Here is a 16,555-nt window from a genome sequence, read left to right on the forward strand (position 1 = left end):
CGCCGTCGCCGACCACGTCCTCGCCTGGATCAGCCGCCGCTCACCCATTCCGAAGCAGGCCGTGGCGCCCGCACGCGTGCACGGCACGACCCGTGAGATGACGCAGAGGTGTGAACCACCCCACTCGCCGGAGGCTTACGCGACCATCGAGCAACTGATTAGGGTTGCCTTGCCTTAGTCGATGCCGCGGTTCGCCCCGGCCTGTCCACCTGGAGCCTCTGTGCGCACCCGGTCCCGCCTCGTCCCGTCCCTCGCCATCGCCGCGTTGGCGCTCGGCCTCGCCGCCTGCTCGTCGGACGGCGCCGGCACCTCCGAGGGCGTGCCCGACGCCGCCGCCTCGGCCGACGTCGCCGCGGACGCCGCGGCCCCGGAGAACCTGCCCGACGGCTGGACCTTCGCGGCAGGGTCGGACGTGCCGTCGGTCGAGGCCGAGCCCGCGCTCCCCGTGGACGTGGTGGACGGCACCGGCACGGAGGTCACCGTGAGCGACGCGAGCAAGATCATCGTGGGCGGCGACGACGTCGCGGAGATCCTCGGCGGCCTCGGGCTGGCCGACCTGGTCTACGCGGCCCCGACCAACAGCGCGTCGGAGATCTCCCTCTCCGCGCCGGAGCAGTACGAGTTCAGCCAGGAGACCGGCACCGAGGGCCTGCTCTCGCTCGACGGCACCCTGTTCATCGGCAACAACACCGCCCGTCACGGCGACGTCGCGGAGCAGTTCCGCAAGGCCGGCGTCGACGCCGTGGTCGTCGACGACCAGCAGAGCACCGGCGACAAGATCCGCGCCGTCGCGTCCTACCTCGGCGTCGACGAGGCGGGCGAGGAGCTCGCCGCCGACGTCGACGCGCAGCTCGCCGAGGCGTCCGAGACCGCCGCCGGGCTCGGCGACCTGCGCGTCCTCCAGGTGACGTCGTCCGGCGCGGGCGGCGCGAACGCCGTCGTCGGCACGGGCACCGCCGGGGCCGACGTCGCCGAGGCGCTGGGCGTGACCAGCGTGGGCGTCGAGGCGAAGCTGCGCGGGTTCTCGCGCGACTACAGCGACGAGGGCCTGCTCTCCACGGAGCCCGACGTGCTGCTGCTCGGCACCGCCGACCTCGAGGAGTGGGGCGGGCTCGAGGGCTTCGCCGCGGCGTTCCCGACCCTGCTCGACACCCCCGCCGGCCAGTCGAACCGCGTGATCGTCATGCCGGACGACCAGATCAAGGTGAGCGGCCCGGCCTCCGGCGCCGGCGCCCTGGCCCTCGCGCAGGCGCTCGCCGAGACGGCGGAGTGAGCCTCCGCACCGGGGCCGTCCGCCGGGCGCCGCTCGTTGCCGGCGTCGTCGGTGGCGGCGTGCTGCTGCTCGTCGCCGTCGTGCTCTCGATCGGCATCGGCCCGATCGGGCTCGCGCCGCGCGACGTGCTCGCCGTCGTCGCCCACGAGCTCCTCGGCGCGGGCGACGGCGGCGAGCGCCTCGCCACGACGGTCGTCATGGACCTGCGCATGCCGCGCGTGCTGTTCGGCGCGCTGGCCGGGGCGGCCCTCGCGGCGTCGGGCGCGGCGCTGCAGAGCCTGTTCAACAACCCGCTGGCCGACCCGGGGGTCATCGGCGTGAGCGGCGGCGCGTCCGCCGGGGCGGTGCTGGCGATCGTGGCGCTGCCCGCGGCGGGCTCCACCTGGGTGGTGCCCGCCGCGGCGTTCGCCGGCGGCCTGCTCGCCACGGCCCTCATCTACGCGCTCGCGCGCCCCGGCCGCGGCACCGGCACGTCCCGCCTGCTGCTGGTCGGCATCGCGGTGGGTGCGGCGTGCGCGTCGGTCACCGGGTTCTGCACCTTCATGGCCGACGACGACCAGCTCCGGGACATCGTCTTCTGGCAGATGGGGTCCCTCGCCTCCGTGGACTGGACGGAGCTCGCGATCGGGGCCGTCGTCGTGGTGGCCGGCGTCGCCGTGCTGGTCGCCATGCACCAGCGCCTCGACATGCTCACCCTCGGCGAGCGACAGGCCCGGCACCTAGGGCTCGACGTGACGCGCGCGCGGGCGGTGCTGGTCGTCGTGACGGCGCTGCTCACCGCCGTCACCGTGGCGTTCGCGGGGATCATCGGGTTCGTCGGGCTCGTGGTGCCGCACATCGTACGGATGGCGTTCGGGCCCGCGCACCGCGCGCTGATCCCGATGTCCGCGCTGGTGGGCGGCCTGCTCATCGTGCTCGCCGACACCGCCGCGCGCACCGTCGCGCCGCCGTCGGAGGTGCCGATCGGGCTGTTCACCTCGGCGCTCGGCGCGCCGTTCTTCCTGTGGCTCGTGCTGCGCGAGCGGCCGGGGGTCGGAGCATGAGCGCACCGGTCGTCCAGGCGCAAGGCGTGGGGTTCCGCGTCGGCGAGCACACCCTGCTCGACGACGTGTCCCTGGAGCTGCACGCGGGCAGCGTCGTGGCGCTCGTCGGCCCCAACGGCGCGGGCAAGTCGACGATGCTCGGCCTCGTCTCCGGGGACCGGGCGCCGACGTGGGGCCGCTTGCTCGTCGCCGGCCGCGCGCCGCAGGAGTGGCGCGCCGCCGACCTCGCGCGGCAGCGGTCGGTCATGGTGCAGCAGCACGACGTGCGGTTCGCCTTCAGCGTCCGCGAGATCGTCGCGATGGGCCGCATCCCGCACCGCGCGTCGGACCGCGACGACACGGCGGTCGACGCCGCCCTGGCCGCCGCCGACCTCGAGGCCCTGGCGGGGCGGGACGCCACCACGCTGTCGGGCGGCGAGCTGGCCCGAACGGTCTTCGCGCGGGTCTTGGCGCAGGAGACGCCGCTGGTGCTGCTCGACGAACCGACCGCCGCCCTCGACCTGCGCCACCAGGAGGCGGTGATGCGCACGTCGCGGCGGCTCGCCGACGCGGGCGCGTGCGTCGTCGTCGTGCTGCACGACCTCACGCTCGCCGCCCGGTACGCCGACCGTGTCGCCGTGTTCCACGGCGGCCGCCTGGTCGCCGACGGCGACCCGCGCGCCGTCATCACCGAGGAGCGGGTCGCCGAGGTGTACGGGCAGAAGGTCTGCGTGCTCGACCACCCCGTGTCGGGCCTGCCGCTGGTGGTGCCGGTATGACCGACTGGGAGGGCTGGGCACCGCTCCCCCGGCCCGCCGGGCGCACGACGGTCGAGGTGCTCCGCGCACCCGAGCCGCCGGCGGCGCCCCGGGACCGGCGCAGCCCGGACGTCGTGCTGCGCCCGGGCGGGCGGGCTCACGTCACGTTCCGGCTGCACGCCCCCGAGGCGCGGGCCGTGGCGCTGGCCGCGAGCGGGTGGTGGCAGCCGCAGCGCCCGGACGTCTGCGACTTCGCGCCCCGCCCGGACGGCTGGTGGCAGGGCACGTTCGACGTCCCGGACGACTGGGAGGCGAGCTACCGCTTCCTGGTGCACGACGGCGGCCACGACGGGCGGCAGGATCCCGGCTGGTGGGCGCGTGGCCTGCGCGACCCCGGCGCACCGGGCCGGACGGACCCCCACAACCCGCACGGCCACGGCGCCGGTCGAGGCCTGGCGAGCTCGGTCCTGTGGCTGCCAGGAGCCGGCAAGCGGCCCTGGCTGGCGGGGTTCGGCGACGTCTCCGCCGTCCCGCCACGCCTGGCGACCCGAGCCGACGAGCCGCGCGCCTGGTGGTGGGTACCTGAGCGCCCCGCCGGGGAGCCGCTGCCGCTTCTGATACTGCTCGACGGCGAGGCGCACGCGGAGCGGCTCGGCACAGCGCGCGTGCTCGCGGACGCCGCGGCCGCGGGTGCGCTGCCGCCGGTCGCGGTGGTGATGGTGGCCTCGGGGCCCGACCGCGCCCGGGTGCTCGGCGTGCCCGGCGGGGTCGCCCGGTGGGTGGGCGAGCGACTGGTGCCGCGGCTGCGACGCGAAGGCGTGGGCGGACGCCGGATCGAGGCCGATCCGCGCCGCGTCGTCGTCGCGGGCTCGAGCTTCGGCGGGCTCTCGGCGCTGTTCGCCGCGGCGCGCTTCCCCGACGTCGTGGGCGCCGCGGTCGCGCAGTCGCCGTCACTGTGGCGCTACCCGCCCGGTGCGTTGGTGGAGCCGCTGGCCCGCGTCGCACCGCGGGTGCGGCTGCGCCTGCAGGCGGGGCGGTACGAGGGCGCCGCGGCGTCCGAGGAGCTGGCCCGCGCCCTCGTGCTCCGTGGCGCGGACGTGTCGTCGCAGGTCGTGACCGGAGGCCACGACTGGGCGTGGTGGGTGCCCCGCACGGTGGAGGCGACGGCCGCCCTGCTCGCCTGAGCCCGGCCCCCGGGCAGCTGACGTTCCTGAGACCGTGACGTCCGTCGAGCCGTCATCGTCGCGACGTCGCAGGGGAGCACGTCGCAGGCGGCCACGTCGGTCAGCCGACCCGACCCCCGCCCCGGGTTTCCTCAAGCACAGCAAGCAGGTCGACGTGCACCAGCGCGCCGCCGCCGAGGGTGGCGGCCACGACCTGCCGGGCCGGACGGTCCGCCGGGTCCGGGAACAGGGCCGTCCACTCGCGGTTGAGCGCCTCGCGGTCGCCGGGGTCGACGAGATGCACCGTCAGCTTGAGGACGTCGCCCGGGCCGCCGCCCGCTGCGGCGAGCACGGCGCGCACGTGCCGGAAGACGTTCGCACACTGCGCGTCGAGGCCATCCGGCATCTCCCGCGTGCCCGGGTCCCGCCCGGTCAGCGCGCCGGTGGCGAGGAACGGGCCGACCCGGCTCGCCACCGGCACCGGATTCGCGTGCGCGAACCCCGGCACGTCCACGGTCGTGCGGCGGCCCACGGTCATCCCGCCTGATCCGGCTCGGGGACGATGGCGTTCTCGAGCGCCCCGAGGCCTTCGATCTCCGCGCGCACGACGTCGCCGACCTTGAGGAACCTCCCGGTCGGCGCGCCGATCCCCGACGGCGTGCCGGTGGCCAGCACGTCGCCCGGCTCGAGCGTCATCACCTGCGTGAGGTAGGCGATCTGCTCGTAGACGTCGTCGATCATGTCGTCGGTGCGCCAGTCCTGGCGCACCTCGCCGTTCACGGTGAGGCGCATCCCCAGGTCGAGGGGGTCGTGCACCTCGTCGTCGGTGGTCAGCCACGGGCCGAGCGGGCCGTGCGTGTCGAACGACTTGCCCAGCGTGAACGTGGGCGACCGCTTCTGCAGCCAGTCCCGTACCGACACGTCGTTCGCCACCATGTACCCCGCGATCACGGACCGCGCGTCGGCGGCGGCGACGTGCTTGCACCGCTTCCCGATGACGACGGCGAGCTCGATCTCGTAGTCCAGCTCGTCGGAGACGTCGGGCTTCACGATGCCGGCGCGCGGCCCGACGATGCACGAGACCTGCTTGTTGAACCACAGCTGGCTGGTGGGCACCGGGATGCCGGCCTGCCGCGCCTCCTCGGCGTGCGCGGCGTAGTTCATGCCGATGCCGAGGTACTTCTGCGGGTCGTCGACCGGCGCCTCCAGCACGACGCCGGACAGGGCGTACGTCTCCCCCGAGGCCCGGGCGACCGCCTCCCGCCCGGCGCCGAGGTCCGGCAGGATCGCGCGCAGCGACGTGCCGGCGACGTCGGAGACGTCGGTGACCGTGAGCGAGGCGGCGTCGGTGACGTCGCCGTCCACCCGCCCCAGGCGGACGGGGCCGTCACCGACCCGGAACCGTGCAAGCTTCATCTCTCGTTCCCGTCCTTCGTGTCCTCGGCGCGTGCCTGCTGCTCCGACGGCAGCGCGCCCCACACCTGCTCGCCGTCGGGCGTCATCTGGAAGCTGACGAACCGCCAGGCGCCGTCGTCGCCGCGCACGACGACCTGCGTGACGACGCCCGCGAGCACTCGCGGGGCGCCGTCCGGTCCGCGCATGTGGTTGACGATGCGCCCGGTGACAACGCCGACGTCCCCGACGAGGCGCACCAGCAGGTCGTCGCGCACGACGTCGACGTACGCGCGCCGCGTGGCGACGTGCTCCAACAGCTGCGCCTTCGTGTGCACCAGGCCGGGGGCGTGCACGTGCACGAGGGAGTCGTCGAACATCGCGTCCAGGGCGTCGACGTCCCCCGCGACAAGGGCGTCGCGACGACGCTCCTCGAGCGCGAGGATCTCCGCACGGGTCGCGGCGTCGGGCACGGTCACGGGACTGGTCACGGGGTAGGGCTGCTGGCCCATGCTCTCCTCCTCAGGCCTGTCGAACAGCGGTCAGCGCGTGCTCGGTGCGGAAGCCGGTGGTCTCGCCGGCCTCGAAGCCGGGACGCGGCTGGCCGACCATCGCGTGGTACTTGCTGAAGATCTCGTCGGCCTCGGCCAGCGGCAGCACGGTCTCGATGTCCTCGAACGGCTCGCAGTTCGTGCGGTCGGCGACCATGCGGCGGATCACCTCGTACCCCTCGCCGCGGTGCGCCATGACCATGCCGTTGACCTTGAGCAGGCGCTCGGCCTCGAAGGCCTTCAGCGCGGCGGCGGGGTCGTCGATCGTGGCGAGCTTCTCCGCGAGCACGGCGCCGTCGACGATCGCCTGGCAGGCGCCGTTGCCGCCGCGCGGGTACATGGCGTGGGCGGCGTCGCCGACCAGCACGACGCGGCCGTCGGTCCAGGACTCCAGCGGGTCGTGCCGGATCAGCGGGAACAGGTATACCTCGCGGGCGTCGCGCAGCATCTGCTGCACGTCGAGGAAAGGCAGCTTCACGGTGTCGAACAGCGGCACGATCTCGGCGACGTCGCCGACGGCGTTCCAGTCCTCGACGGTCTCGTCGCGCTCGCGCTCCACCACCCAGTTCACGAGCGTCTTGCCCGTGCCCTCGAAGTCGTCGGCGATCGGGTACACGATCATCGTCGCGATCTGCGGGGCGCCGATGTGCAGGATGGTGTGCCCGTCGCGGTACGGCTCCATGAGTGTGGTGCCGCGGTACATGGTGATCCCGGAGTAGTGCGGCTCGGCGCTCGCGGGGTGCATCTGCCGCCGCACCACGGAGTTGATGCCGTCCGCGGCCACCACGACGTCGGCGCGGACCTGGCCGCGCGTGCCGTCCGCGTGCTCGACGTCGAGCGTGACGCCGTCGCCGTCCTGCGTGTAGCCGAGGGTGCGCACGCCCTGCACCACGGAGTCCGCGCCGAGGCGGTCGAGCACCGTGCGGTACAGCAGCATCTGGAGGTAGCCGCGATGCACGAACCGCTGCTCGTGCAGGTAGCCCATGTGCACGCCGCAGCGTTCGGCGTAGATCTCCTGGCCGTGGTTGTTGTAGAAGATCGAGTCGCGCGCGTCGACGGAGATGGCCCGGAACTCCTCGAGCAGGCCGAGCTCCTCGAGCTCCTTGGTGCCGTACACCTTGACGTCGATGCCGACGCCGAGCGGCCGGAGCTGCGCCACGGTCTCGTAGATGCGCGGGCGGAACCCGCGCTGGTGCAGCCGCAGCGCGGCGGCCAGGCCCGCGGGGCCGGCGCCGACGATGGCGATGTCGAGCTGGGGGTCTGGCATGGACGTCCTCGTCTCTGGTGGGGTGGTTCGGGGCCGCGGCGTCAGCCGACGACGGCGGGGCTCAGGTCGCGCGCGAGCTCGCGCAGGAAGCGGGTCGTGGCGTCCCAGGCGCGCTCCGCGTTGCGCGGGTGGTACGCGACCGCCTCGGGCGTCGGGGAGAACCGGGCGTGCGGGCTGGTGAAGGCGTGCCGGGTGCCGCTGTAGAGGTCGGTCTCCCAGTCGAGGCCCGCGCCGGTCATGGCCCGCTGCAAGGAGTCGCGCTGCGCGGCGGTGGCCATGGGGTCCTGGTCCCCGGTGCACAGCAGCACCCGGGCGGTGGGGTCGCACGCGCCCCAGCCGGCGTCGGCGTCGAGCAGGTCCAGGCCCGGGTGCACGCTCACGACGCCGCGGACGGCTCCGCCCGTGCGCAGGTGCTCGAGCGCCGAGGAACCGCCGAAGCAGTACCCGAGCGCGACGATCGCGTCGTCGTCGATCTCGGGCTGCTCGGCCGCGGCCGCGTGGGCGGCCGCGACGCGCGCCGCCCAGCGCGGACGGTCCGCGACCATGGCGCCGATCAGCGCGCCGATCTCGTCCTGCGTGCGCGGTCGGGCCCGCTCTCCCCAGACGTCTGCGGCGAGGACGGCGAACCCCACCCCCGCCAGCCGCTCGGCGATCGCGAGCATGTCGTCGCTCAGGCCGAAGGCGTCGTGCAGGAGCAGCACGCCTGGCGCGCCCCGCACGCCGGCGGGCGCGCGCAGCGCGCCGAGCATGCGGGTGCCGTCGTGGCCGTACTCGACGTCGCGTGCGGTCAGGTCGTTCATGGGATGCCTTCCTGGGGCTTCGTCGTCCGGGAGGCGTCGAGGAGGCGGACGGCCCGCTGCGGTGCGGGTCCCTCGCTCGACGGTGAAGCGTGCGCCGATCGTAGGAACACTTCCTACACGATTTCAAGTGTGGAACGGCGACGAAGAGTCTGGATCCAGGGGTGCCCCGACGAGATTTCTCCGCATCAGCGGCGTCAACCCGGGCATCCTGCGACCTTCACCCGGCGCGTCCATGCGTCAGGGGGTTGATCCATCCGGACCGATCTGCATATGATTTCTCACACGATCTGGCGCTCGGTCGGGTCGCTCATGAGTACCACAGGCACGACGCCCGCGATGCTGCGAGCGGCGTGCGATCCTCCTGAACGCAAGAGCCCACCGCGCCGGTGCGGGTCGCACGCCGATGTGCTTCAGGGAACGACCGCAAGACGGGAGCAGCCAGCGACATGACCGTCGTCGACATCAACATCCACCACCTGCCCGAGGACCTCTTCACCAACGAGAAGATCCTGGGCGGCTTCCTGAACAGCGCCCCGCGCGGTTTCGGGGAGATCGCCCGCGTCGAGACGATGGCCAGCGGCAAGAAGCACCTCATCCTGGAGAAGCCCGCCGGCCACCAGAACCTCAACTACGTCGAGGGCGACTACTCCGCCGAGGCGAAGCTCGCCGCGATGGACGACGCCGGCGTGGACTACGGCGTCATGCGCGTGCCCGTCTGGCAGGAGTGGCTCGACCTCGAGACCTGCAAGGCCGTCAACGACAACGCCGCCGACATCGTCAAGCGGTCGAACGGGCGGCTGTTCTTCACCGCCTGCGTGCCGCCGTGGGGCGGCAAGGAGAACATCGACGAGCTCAAGCGCTGCATCGACCTCGGCGCCGTCGGCGTCCAGCTCGCCTGCCACTACGGGCAGCTGTACCTGGACGACCCGGTCTTCGAGCCCTACCTGCGCGAGATCGAGAAGCTCGACATCCCCGTCATCGCGCACCACACCCCCCTGCCGGTCGAGTGGCGGTCGGTCGTCGACTACACCAACCTGCGCCGCGAGTACGGGCGCATCGTCGACCAGGCCACCGCCGTCGGGCGCGAGCTGTTCAGCGGCATGTTCGACCGCATGCCCGGGCTGCGCTTCATCCACACCATGTTCGGCGGCAACTGGTTCGCGAACCAGGCGCTCCTCATGCCGCACGCGTCGAACAAGGCGGAGTCGCTCACCCGCCTCGACCCGACGGGCGGCGACAAGATCCAAAGCTACCTCGACAACAACCTCTTCTTCGACATGACCCACCCCCACTCGTGGGGCAAGCAGCAGGTGGAGGCGGCCATCGCGATCGGCGGCGCCGACCACTACCTGTTCGGATCCTCGTTCCCCGTGTTCTACGGCTGGATGAGCCAGGGCGTCGAGTTCGTCAAGAACGAGCTGGAGATCACCGACGCCGAGCGCGAGCTCGTTCTGGCAGGCAACGCCGCCCGCCTGTTCAACCTCCCCATCTGACCCGACAGCCTGACTGACCCGCCCGAGCGGGGCCCGGCGCGAGCGCCGGTGCCCCCGCCTCGGCCTCCCCTCGAACCGTGCATGCCGGCGCAAGGAGGCGCCCCCACCATGTCGATGTTCACGCCGAAGTCCACGGTGACGACCACGCCGACGTCCCTGCCGAAGCCCGGCTTCCTCGTGCGGGGCCTGGCCACCGCGGCGATCCTCGCGCTGGGCCTCAGCGCCTGCACCTCCGGCGGCGCGGCCGAGGACCCCGGCGCCTCCACCGCGGCGAACGCCGGCTCTGGCCCTGTGCCCGGATCCGTCCTGCGAGTGAACTGGGGCGGCTTCCCCGAGAGCTGGGCCCCGGGCGCCGAGATGGAGGCCGGCTTCCTGCGCATCCCCTACGAGAACCTGGTCGCGCTCGGCGCGGACGGCGAGATCGAGCCCGTCCTCGCCACGGAGTGGGAGCAGACCGACGACGCGCTCACGCTCACCCTGCGCGACGACGTCACGTTCCACGACGGCACGCCGTTCGACGCCGAGGCCGTCAAGGTCAACCTCGAGACGGTCCAGAGCACCCCCGGGCCGTACGCCGGCCCGTTCCAGGTGATCTCGTCGATCGACGTCGTCGACCCGCAGACCGTGAGGCTCAACCTCAGCGAGCCGACGCCGTCGCTGCTCACCACGCTGACCACCCGGGCGGCGCCGATGGCGAGCCCGACCGCGATCGAGGCGGGCACCATCGCGCAGGTCCCCGTCGGGACGGGCCCGTGGGCCTACGACGAGGCGGCGTCCGTGCCCGGCACGCGGCTCGTCTTCGGCCCCGCCGACGACTACTGGGGCGACCCGGTGGGCTTCGAGACGGTGCAGCTGGTCGCGATCCCGGAGGACAACGCGGCCTCGGCGGCGCTGGGCAACGGGGAGATCGACCTCACCGACACCGAGACCAACCAGTTCACCACCCTGGACGGCACGCCCGGCGTCGACCGCCTGTCGTACCCCGCCATCCGCAACAACCCGATCTTCTTCGACCGCGGTCCGGGCGGGATGTTCGAGGACGTCGCCGTGCGCCAGGCCGCGTGCACCGCCATCGACACCGAGGTGCTGGCCAAGCTCGAACCCGACTGGACCGTCCGCACCCAGCACTTCTCCGAGGGCGAGCAGGGCTACAACCCGGACATCGCCGGGTACACGCATGACGCCGCGAACGCGCAGGAGCTGTACGACTCGGCCGGCAGCCCGCCCGTCGACGCCGACATGCTCGCGACCGTGTTCAACGAGAACCAGATGAAGATCTACGCCGAGCAGATGGGCGAGATCGGCATGAAGGTCACCGTGCAGAGCGCGCCGCCGCCCCAGTACTTCTCCGAGTGGAACAGCGGCAAGTACCCGCTCGGGCTCGGCGGCAACGACGAGCTGACGCCCTTCGACTGGTACAAGGCGTGGTTCTCCGCCGACGCACCGGGCAACCCGTCCGGCGTCGAGAGCGACGAGCTCAAGGCCGCCGCCGACGCCGCCATCGCGGCCGGCACCGGCGACGAGGCGGACGCCCTGTGGGCGAAGGTCACGAAGATCATCTCCGACGAGGCCCTGACCTGCGCCCACGTGGCCGGGGAGGAGCTGCTCGCCTGGAACACGACGACCGTGACGGACGTCGAGGCGCCCACGCAGCCGTGGGAGACCAACCTCGTGAACTACCGCGCGCTGCGCCCGGCGAGCTGACATGGGCAAGCTCGTCGCCTACCGGCTGCTGTTCGCCGTCCCGCAGCTCCTGGTCATCTCGATCCTGGTGTTCTCGCTGACATACCTCGTGCCCGGCAGCCCCGCCGCCGCGATGCTCGGCACGTCCGCGACCCCCGAGGCGATCGCCCACGTCGAGGCCCAGCTGGGCCTCGACCGGCCGCCCCTGGAACGGTTCGTCGAGTGGTTCGGCGCGCTGCTCACCGGGGACCTGGGGACGTCGTTCCGCGCGGGGATGCCGGTGACCGACCTGCTCGCGCAGCGCCTCCCGGCGACGCTGTCGGTCGTGGCGGGCGGCATCGTCGTGGCACTGGTGCTGGGGGTGGGCGCCGGGGTGTTCACGGGCACCCGCCCCAGCACCCTCGCCGACCGGCTGGTCACGGGCGGCACGGTGCTCGGGCTCGCGATCCCCGAGTTCTGGCTCGGGCTGCTCCTCACGTCCCTCTTCGCGGTGCAGCTCGGCTGGGTGCCGATCGTCGCGTGGACGCCCCTCACGGCGGACCCGCTCGCGTGGCTCCGCGGCCTGGTGCTGCCGTCGCTCGCCCTCGGCGTCACGGGCGGCGCGATCATCGCCCGTCAGACGCGGGCCGCGATGGTCACCTCGATGTCGGCCCCGTACGCGGACACCCTCACCGCGGCGGGCGTGCCCCGCCGCACGCAGATCGCCCGCTACGGCGTGAAGAACGCCCTCGTGCCCGTCCTGGCGTCGACGGGAGTCACCTTCGCCATCCTCATCGGCGTGAGCTTCGTCGTCGAGAAGGTGTTCGCCCTGCCCGGCCTCGGCAGCCTCATGCTCACCAGCGTCATCGGGCAGGACTTCCCCGTCGTGCAGGGCGTGGTGCTCGTGACCGCGACGCTCGTGATCGTCGTCAACCTCGTGATCGACATCTGCTACGGACTCATCAACCCGCAAGCGAGGCCCCAGTGAGCAACGCCGTCATCCTCGACCCCGCCGACCGGTCCCCCGCCGGTGCGCAGGCGCGCGGCGTCGCCCAGGCGTGGCACCGGCTGCGCCGCCAGCCGTCCACGCTGTTCGCCGTCGTCGTGGTCGCCGTCCTCCTAATCGTCGCGGTCGCGGCGCCGCTGCTCGCCCCGTTCGCGCCGGAGGCCACCGATTTCGACGCGCCCCTGTCCGGCCCGACGGCGGAGCATCCGCTGGGCACCGCCGACCTCGGCCAGGACCTGCTGAGCCAGCTGATCTACGGCGCCCGTACCGCGCTGGTCGTGGCCGGCGGCTCCGTGCTCGTCGCGATGCTCATCGGTGTACCGATCGGCCTCGTGCTCGGGTACAAGGGCGGCTGGTACGACCGGATCGGCTCGCGCGGGCTCGACATCGCCGACGCCCTGCCCGGCCTCATGGTCGGCTTCGTCGTCATCGCGATCCTGGGCCGCGGCATGGCCGTGCTGGTGCTCGCGATCGGGCTGGTGTTCTGCATGAACTTCGCCCGCATGACGCGGGCCATCACGCTCACCGAGCGCAAGAAGCTCTACGTCGAGTCGGCGCACGTGTCCGGGCTGCGCGAGCGACAGATCGTGTTCGGCCAGGTGCTGCCCAACCTCGCCGGCCCGCTCGCCGTTCAGGCCGCCGTCTTCCTCGGCTCGGCGATCAAGGTCGAGGCGGCGCTGTCGTTCCTCGGCCTCGGGCTGGGCGACGACCAGCCGTCCTGGGGCGGCATGCTCGGCGTCGCCGCCGAGCACCAGGCCGACCGCCCGCTGATGGCGGTCGCCCCCGGCCTCGCGATCCTCCTCACCGTGCTGGCGTTCAACCTGCTCGGCGACGGCATCAACGACGCGCTGTCCGGCCGCCGGACCACCGGCCGTCGGCGCACCGCGCTGCTCGGCCGGCTGCGGCCGCCCGCGTCGCCCACGCTCGCGGAGGTCCGCGCCGCGGGAGCGGCCGGTCAGACCGCGGAGCGCAGCACAGTGCCCGGAGCGGTGCCCGGTGCAGGGCCCGGCGACACCTCGCCGGCGGCTGCCTCGTCCGTCGCCACGCCCGACGACGGCACGACGGGCCCCGCGGACGCGGTGCTCGACGTGCGCAGCGCGACGATCGTCGCGGACCGCCCGGACGGGACCGCCGTCACGCTGGTGCACGACGTGTCCCTCCGGGTGGGGCGCGGCGAGATCCTCGGCCTGCTGGGCGAGTCGGGCTCGGGCAAGTCGATGCTCGCGAAGGCGGTGCTGGGGCTGCTGCCGCCGGGCGTGCGCCTCGCGGAGGGCTCGGTCCGGCTGAACGGCACCGAGCTGGCGGGCTGCTCGGAGCGCGAGCTGCGCGCGGTGCGCGGCACCGGGCTCGGCGTCGTGCTGCAGAACCCGCAGGCCAACCTCTCCCCCGTGCACACGGTGGGTCGTCAGCTCATCGACGTGCTGCGCGCCCACCACCCGCTGTCGAAGCGCGACGCGCGGGCGCGGGCGGCCGAGCTGCTCGACCTCGTCGGCGTGAACGACGTGCAGCGCCGCCTCGACCAGTACCCGTACCAGTTCTCCGGCGGCATGGCGCAGCGCGTCGCCATCGCCATCGCGCTGGCCGGCGAGCCGGACCTGCTCATCCTCGACGAGGCGACGTCGGCCCTCGACGTCACGACGCAGAGCCAGGTGCTCGACCTCGTGCTGGACCTGCGCGACCGCCTCGACATGGCGATCGTCAACATCACGCACGACCTGGGCGTGGCCGCGGAGACCTGCGACCGCGTGGCCGTGCTCTACCGCGGCGAGCTCGTCGAGGTCGCGGGCGTCGTCGACCTCTTCGACCGCCCCCAGCAGACGTACACGGCGGCGCTGCTCGCCGCGCACCCGACGGCTGACGCCGGCACCACGCACCACGACACGCACCACGACATCCACCACGACGCGGAGGTGACCGCATGACCGCCACGACCGGCACGACCGGCACGGCCCAGGGCGACGCTCCCCTGCTCGACGTCCGCAACCTGCGCGTGGACTACGACGTCGCCGGCGCGGCCGGGTGGCGCCGGCGCACCCTCACCGTCGTCAAGGGTGTCAGCTTCACCATCGCGCCGGGCGAGACGTACGGGCTCGTCGGCGAGTCCGGCTCGGGCAAGAGCACCACCGGCCGCGCGATCCTGCGGCTGGCGGACGTCAGCGGCGGCACGATCCTCGTCGACGGCCAGGACGTCGCCGCGCTCGGACGGCGCACCCCGCTCGCCTACCGGCGCGACGTCCAGGCCGTCTACCAGGACCCGGCCGCGTCGCTGAACCCACGACACCGGGCGGGCCGGGCGCTCACCGAGACGCTGGCCCGGCACGGGCTCGGCGACCGGGACGAGCGGCGCCGTCGGGCCGCCAAGGCGTTCGAGCAGGTGGGCCTCACGACGGAGCACCTGACCCGGTACCCGTCCCAGATGTCCGGCGGACAGCTGCAACGCGTCGCCATCGCGCGGGCCCTGGTGCTCGGGCCGCGGCTCGTGGTGTGCGACGAGGCGGTCAGCGCCCTCGACCTGTCCACGCAGGCCCAGATCCTCGCGCTGCTCACCGACCTGCAGGCGTCGAGCGGCGTCAGCTACCTGTTCATCACGCACGACCTCGGCGTCGTGCGGCACGTCGCGCACCGCGTGGGCGTGCTGCGCGGCGGTGAGCTCGTGGAGCAGGGCGAGACGTGGCGGGTGCTCGACCACCCGCAGCACGAGTACACCCGGTCCCTGCTCGCGGCGAGCCCCGCGTCCCACCCTGAGGGCCGGGAGGAGCGCCGCGCCGAGCGCGCCGCGCGGCGCGCCGCGACAGCCCGGGCCGCGACAGCCCAGGAGGCGGCATGACCGAGCAGCTCGACGACTTCTTCTCCACCGCCCGCATCACGACCGGCGGCGGCGCGCCCACGTTCGGCACGGAGAGCTACCGCGACCACCTGTACGACCTCGACGACCCCGTGCTCGCACAGTGGCGCGGCCTCGGCTACGAGCAGTTCTCGGCCCGCAAGCGGGAGCCCGGCTTCGTGCAGGAGCTGCTGGCGTCGTGGCGCGCGCTGTACGACGAGCCGTTCGTCGGGATCACCACCGACGGCACGGTCCGCGACGTGCACCGCCTCGAGCCCGTGGCCGACGTCGACCCCGCGCCCTCCGCGGCCGCGCGACGGTTCCTGGGCCTGCTCGACGACGGACAGCGGCACGCCGTCTCGCACGCGGTCGACGCCCGCGAGTGGCGAGCATGGAGCAACCCGGAGTTCGTCATCCACCGCACGGGGCTGCGGCTGGAGGAGCTCTCCCCCGAGACGGCGGACGCCGCCCTCGCGATGGTGGCAGCGTCGCTCAGCTCCGAGGGGTACGCGCGCGTCCGCGAGGCGATGGGCCTCAATGCGTTCCTCGGCGACCTCGTGGGCCTGCCCGACCTCATGAACGAGCGCAGCTACTGGGTGGCGCTGTTCGGCGAGCCCTCGCCCGACGGCGCGTGGGGCTGGCAGCTGTTCGGCCATCACGTGGCCGTGAGCTTCGTGTCCGTGGCGGGACGGCACGTCGTCGCGCCGGTGTTCCTCGGCGCCGAGCCCGCGGAGTCCGACGGCGCCCGCCCCCCGTTGTTCGCGGTGCGCCAGCGGCTCGCGCTGGAGCTGGCGGCGTCGTGGACGGCGGACCAGCGTGCCGAGGCCGTCGTCTACGCCTCCGTGCTGGACCCGGCGATGCCCGAGGGCCGGCTGCACCCCGCGGACGAGCGGCACGTCGCCGGCGCCTTCCGCGACAACCGCGTCGTGCCGTACGAGGGCCTGCGCGCCGACGCCCTGACCGACGACCAGTGGGCCACGCTCCGCGCGATCGTCGAGGACGCCTTCCTGCTGCTCGCCGCGCCGCAGCGGGAGCTGACGATGGCCGGCGTCGACGCGCACCGCGCCGAGACCTTCGTGTCCTGGTACGGCGCGACGGACGGGACGCAACCCTTCTACCTGCGCGTGCACAGCCCCGTCGCGCTCACGGAGCTGGACCACCACGCCGGTGTCTGGCTGAGCAACCAGCTCCCCGCGCGCTTCCACGTGCACACCACGCTGCGCATCCCGCACGGCAACGACTACGGCCGCGCGTACGTCACGCAGCACGCCGGCTGAGCGTCCCGCCGAGATCGAGGTACCCGTCGCGAGGTCGACCCACGGTGGGTCGACCTCGCGTCGGGTA

The 16,555-nt window shown here is 73.5% G+C and carries 15 protein-coding genes; 10 read left to right on the forward strand and 5 right to left on the reverse strand.

Going from position 1 to position 16,555, the window contains the following annotated elements:
- The first annotated feature begins 220 nt into the window (after positions 1-220).
- The 4 genes from ACFQ8T_RS09530 to ACFQ8T_RS09545 are packed head-to-tail and all read left to right on the forward strand — an operon-like array spanning position 221 to position 4,237.
- Entirely contained in the window at positions 221-1,273 is a 1,053-nt protein-coding gene (locus tag ACFQ8T_RS09530; protein WP_430546296.1) for an ABC transporter substrate-binding protein, read from the forward strand.
- Positions 1,270-2,316 (forward strand): FecCD family ABC transporter permease, encoded by a 1,047-nt coding sequence (locus ACFQ8T_RS09535; protein ID WP_430546297.1) that lies wholly within the window; start codon positions 1,270-1,272, stop codon positions 2,314-2,316. Before ACFQ8T_RS09530 ends, ACFQ8T_RS09535 begins: the two co-directional genes overlap by 4 nt.
- Complete coding sequence (locus ACFQ8T_RS09540; RefSeq protein ID WP_430546298.1) at positions 2,313-3,074, forward strand: heme ABC transporter ATP-binding protein; 762 nt, start codon at positions 2,313-2,315, stop codon at positions 3,072-3,074. The genes ACFQ8T_RS09535 and ACFQ8T_RS09540 overlap by 4 nt, the downstream gene beginning before the upstream one ends.
- Positions 3,071-4,237 carry an alpha/beta hydrolase gene (locus ACFQ8T_RS09545; RefSeq protein ID WP_430546299.1) on the forward strand — a complete coding sequence of 389 codons (1,167 nt, stop codon included), beginning with the start codon at positions 3,071-3,073 and terminating at the stop codon, positions 4,235-4,237. The genes ACFQ8T_RS09540 and ACFQ8T_RS09545 overlap by 4 nt, the downstream gene beginning before the upstream one ends.
- A 100-nt stretch (positions 4,238-4,337) precedes the next feature.
- Here the strand turns inward: ACFQ8T_RS09545 and ACFQ8T_RS09550 are convergent, their stop codons facing one another.
- From ACFQ8T_RS09550 to ACFQ8T_RS09570, 5 genes are read right to left on the reverse strand one after another with little or no spacing between them, the layout of a single operon-like run.
- Positions 4,338-4,754: a RidA family protein gene (locus tag ACFQ8T_RS09550; protein ID WP_430546300.1), complete on the reverse strand. Its 417-nt coding sequence runs from the start codon at positions 4,752-4,754 to the stop codon at positions 4,338-4,340.
- Positions 4,751-5,632, reverse strand: coding sequence for a fumarylacetoacetate hydrolase family protein (locus ACFQ8T_RS09555; RefSeq protein ID WP_430546301.1), 882 nt, complete (start codon positions 5,630-5,632; stop codon positions 4,751-4,753). Before ACFQ8T_RS09555 ends, ACFQ8T_RS09550 begins: the two co-directional genes overlap by 4 nt.
- The gene (locus tag ACFQ8T_RS09560; protein WP_430546302.1) at positions 5,629-6,120 is read right to left on the reverse strand and encodes a YybH family protein; all 492 of its coding nucleotides are present in this window, start codon (positions 6,118-6,120) and stop codon (positions 5,629-5,631) included. Before ACFQ8T_RS09560 ends, ACFQ8T_RS09555 begins: the two co-directional genes overlap by 4 nt.
- A gap of 10 nt (positions 6,121-6,130) precedes the next feature.
- Complete coding sequence (locus ACFQ8T_RS09565; RefSeq protein ID WP_430546303.1) at positions 6,131-7,426, reverse strand: FAD-dependent monooxygenase; 1,296 nt, start codon at positions 7,424-7,426, stop codon at positions 6,131-6,133.
- 41 nt (positions 7,427-7,467) lie between these two features.
- Complete coding sequence (locus ACFQ8T_RS09570) at positions 7,468-8,226, reverse strand: dienelactone hydrolase family protein (protein WP_430546304.1); 759 nt, start codon at positions 8,224-8,226, stop codon at positions 7,468-7,470.
- 446 nt (positions 8,227-8,672) lie between these two features.
- On the opposite strand from ACFQ8T_RS09570, the gene ACFQ8T_RS09575 reads away from it, so the two are divergent.
- The 6 genes from ACFQ8T_RS09575 to ACFQ8T_RS09600 all read left to right on the forward strand — a co-directional run bounded on the left by ACFQ8T_RS09575 (position 8,673) and on the right by ACFQ8T_RS09600 (position 16,488).
- A complete protein-coding gene (locus tag ACFQ8T_RS09575) occupies positions 8,673-9,719 on the forward strand; it encodes an amidohydrolase family protein (RefSeq protein ID WP_430546305.1) in 1,047 nt (348 codons plus the stop codon).
- Between the two features lie 108 nt (positions 9,720-9,827).
- Positions 9,828-11,423, forward strand: a complete 1,596-nt coding sequence (locus ACFQ8T_RS09580; RefSeq protein WP_430546306.1) for an ABC transporter substrate-binding protein — start codon at positions 9,828-9,830, stop codon at positions 11,421-11,423.
- Between the two features lies 1 nt (position 11,424).
- Positions 11,425-12,369: an ABC transporter permease gene (locus ACFQ8T_RS09585; RefSeq protein WP_430546307.1), complete on the forward strand. Its 945-nt coding sequence runs from the start codon at positions 11,425-11,427 to the stop codon at positions 12,367-12,369.
- Positions 12,366-14,309 carry a dipeptide/oligopeptide/nickel ABC transporter permease/ATP-binding protein gene (locus tag ACFQ8T_RS09590; protein ID WP_430546308.1) on the forward strand — a complete coding sequence of 648 codons (1,944 nt, stop codon included), beginning with the start codon at positions 12,366-12,368 and terminating at the stop codon, positions 14,307-14,309. The genes ACFQ8T_RS09585 and ACFQ8T_RS09590 overlap by 4 nt, the downstream gene beginning before the upstream one ends.
- Complete coding sequence (locus ACFQ8T_RS09595) at positions 14,306-15,214, forward strand: ATP-binding cassette domain-containing protein (RefSeq protein WP_430546309.1); 909 nt, start codon at positions 14,306-14,308, stop codon at positions 15,212-15,214. The genes ACFQ8T_RS09590 and ACFQ8T_RS09595 overlap by 4 nt, the downstream gene beginning before the upstream one ends.
- Positions 15,211-16,488 (forward strand): DUF3500 domain-containing protein, encoded by a 1,278-nt coding sequence (locus ACFQ8T_RS09600; RefSeq protein ID WP_430546310.1) that lies wholly within the window; start codon positions 15,211-15,213, stop codon positions 16,486-16,488. Before ACFQ8T_RS09595 ends, ACFQ8T_RS09600 begins: the two co-directional genes overlap by 4 nt.
- Positions 16,489-16,555 lie beyond the last annotated feature (67 nt).

The organism is Isoptericola sp. NPDC056618, assembly GCF_042792715.1.
Taxonomy (GTDB): domain Bacteria; phylum Actinomycetota; class Actinomycetes; order Actinomycetales; family Cellulomonadaceae; genus Isoptericola; species Isoptericola nanjingensis.

Bases quoted from the DNA above. Each gene is read 5' to 3' on its own strand.
- ACFQ8T_RS09540 (WP_430546298.1), top strand. From the start codon at position 2,313: ATGAGCGCACCGGTCGTCCAGGCGCAAGGCGTGGGGTTCCGCGTCGGC.
- ACFQ8T_RS09545 (WP_430546299.1), top strand. From the start codon at position 3,071: ATGACCGACTGGGAGGGCTGGGCACCGCTCCCCCGGCCCGCCGGGCGC.
- ACFQ8T_RS09550 (WP_430546300.1), bottom strand. From the start codon at position 4,754: ATGACCGTGGGCCGCCGCACGACCGTGGACGTGCCGGGGTTCGCGCAC.
- ACFQ8T_RS09555 (WP_430546301.1), bottom strand. From the start codon at position 5,632: ATGAAGCTTGCACGGTTCCGGGTCGGTGACGGCCCCGTCCGCCTGGGG.
- ACFQ8T_RS09560 (WP_430546302.1), bottom strand. From the start codon at position 6,120: ATGGGCCAGCAGCCCTACCCCGTGACCAGTCCCGTGACCGTGCCCGAC.
- ACFQ8T_RS09565 (WP_430546303.1), bottom strand. From the start codon at position 7,426: ATGCCAGACCCCCAGCTCGACATCGCCATCGTCGGCGCCGGCCCCGCG.
- ACFQ8T_RS09570 (WP_430546304.1), bottom strand. From the start codon at position 8,226: ATGAACGACCTGACCGCACGCGACGTCGAGTACGGCCACGACGGCACC.
- ACFQ8T_RS09575 (WP_430546305.1), top strand. From the start codon at position 8,673: ATGACCGTCGTCGACATCAACATCCACCACCTGCCCGAGGACCTCTTC.
- ACFQ8T_RS09580 (WP_430546306.1), top strand. From the start codon at position 9,828: ATGTCGATGTTCACGCCGAAGTCCACGGTGACGACCACGCCGACGTCC.
- ACFQ8T_RS09585 (WP_430546307.1), top strand. From the start codon at position 11,425: ATGGGCAAGCTCGTCGCCTACCGGCTGCTGTTCGCCGTCCCGCAGCTC.
- ACFQ8T_RS09595 (WP_430546309.1), top strand. From the start codon at position 14,306: ATGACCGCCACGACCGGCACGACCGGCACGGCCCAGGGCGACGCTCCC.
- ACFQ8T_RS09600 (WP_430546310.1), top strand. From the start codon at position 15,211: ATGACCGAGCAGCTCGACGACTTCTTCTCCACCGCCCGCATCACGACC.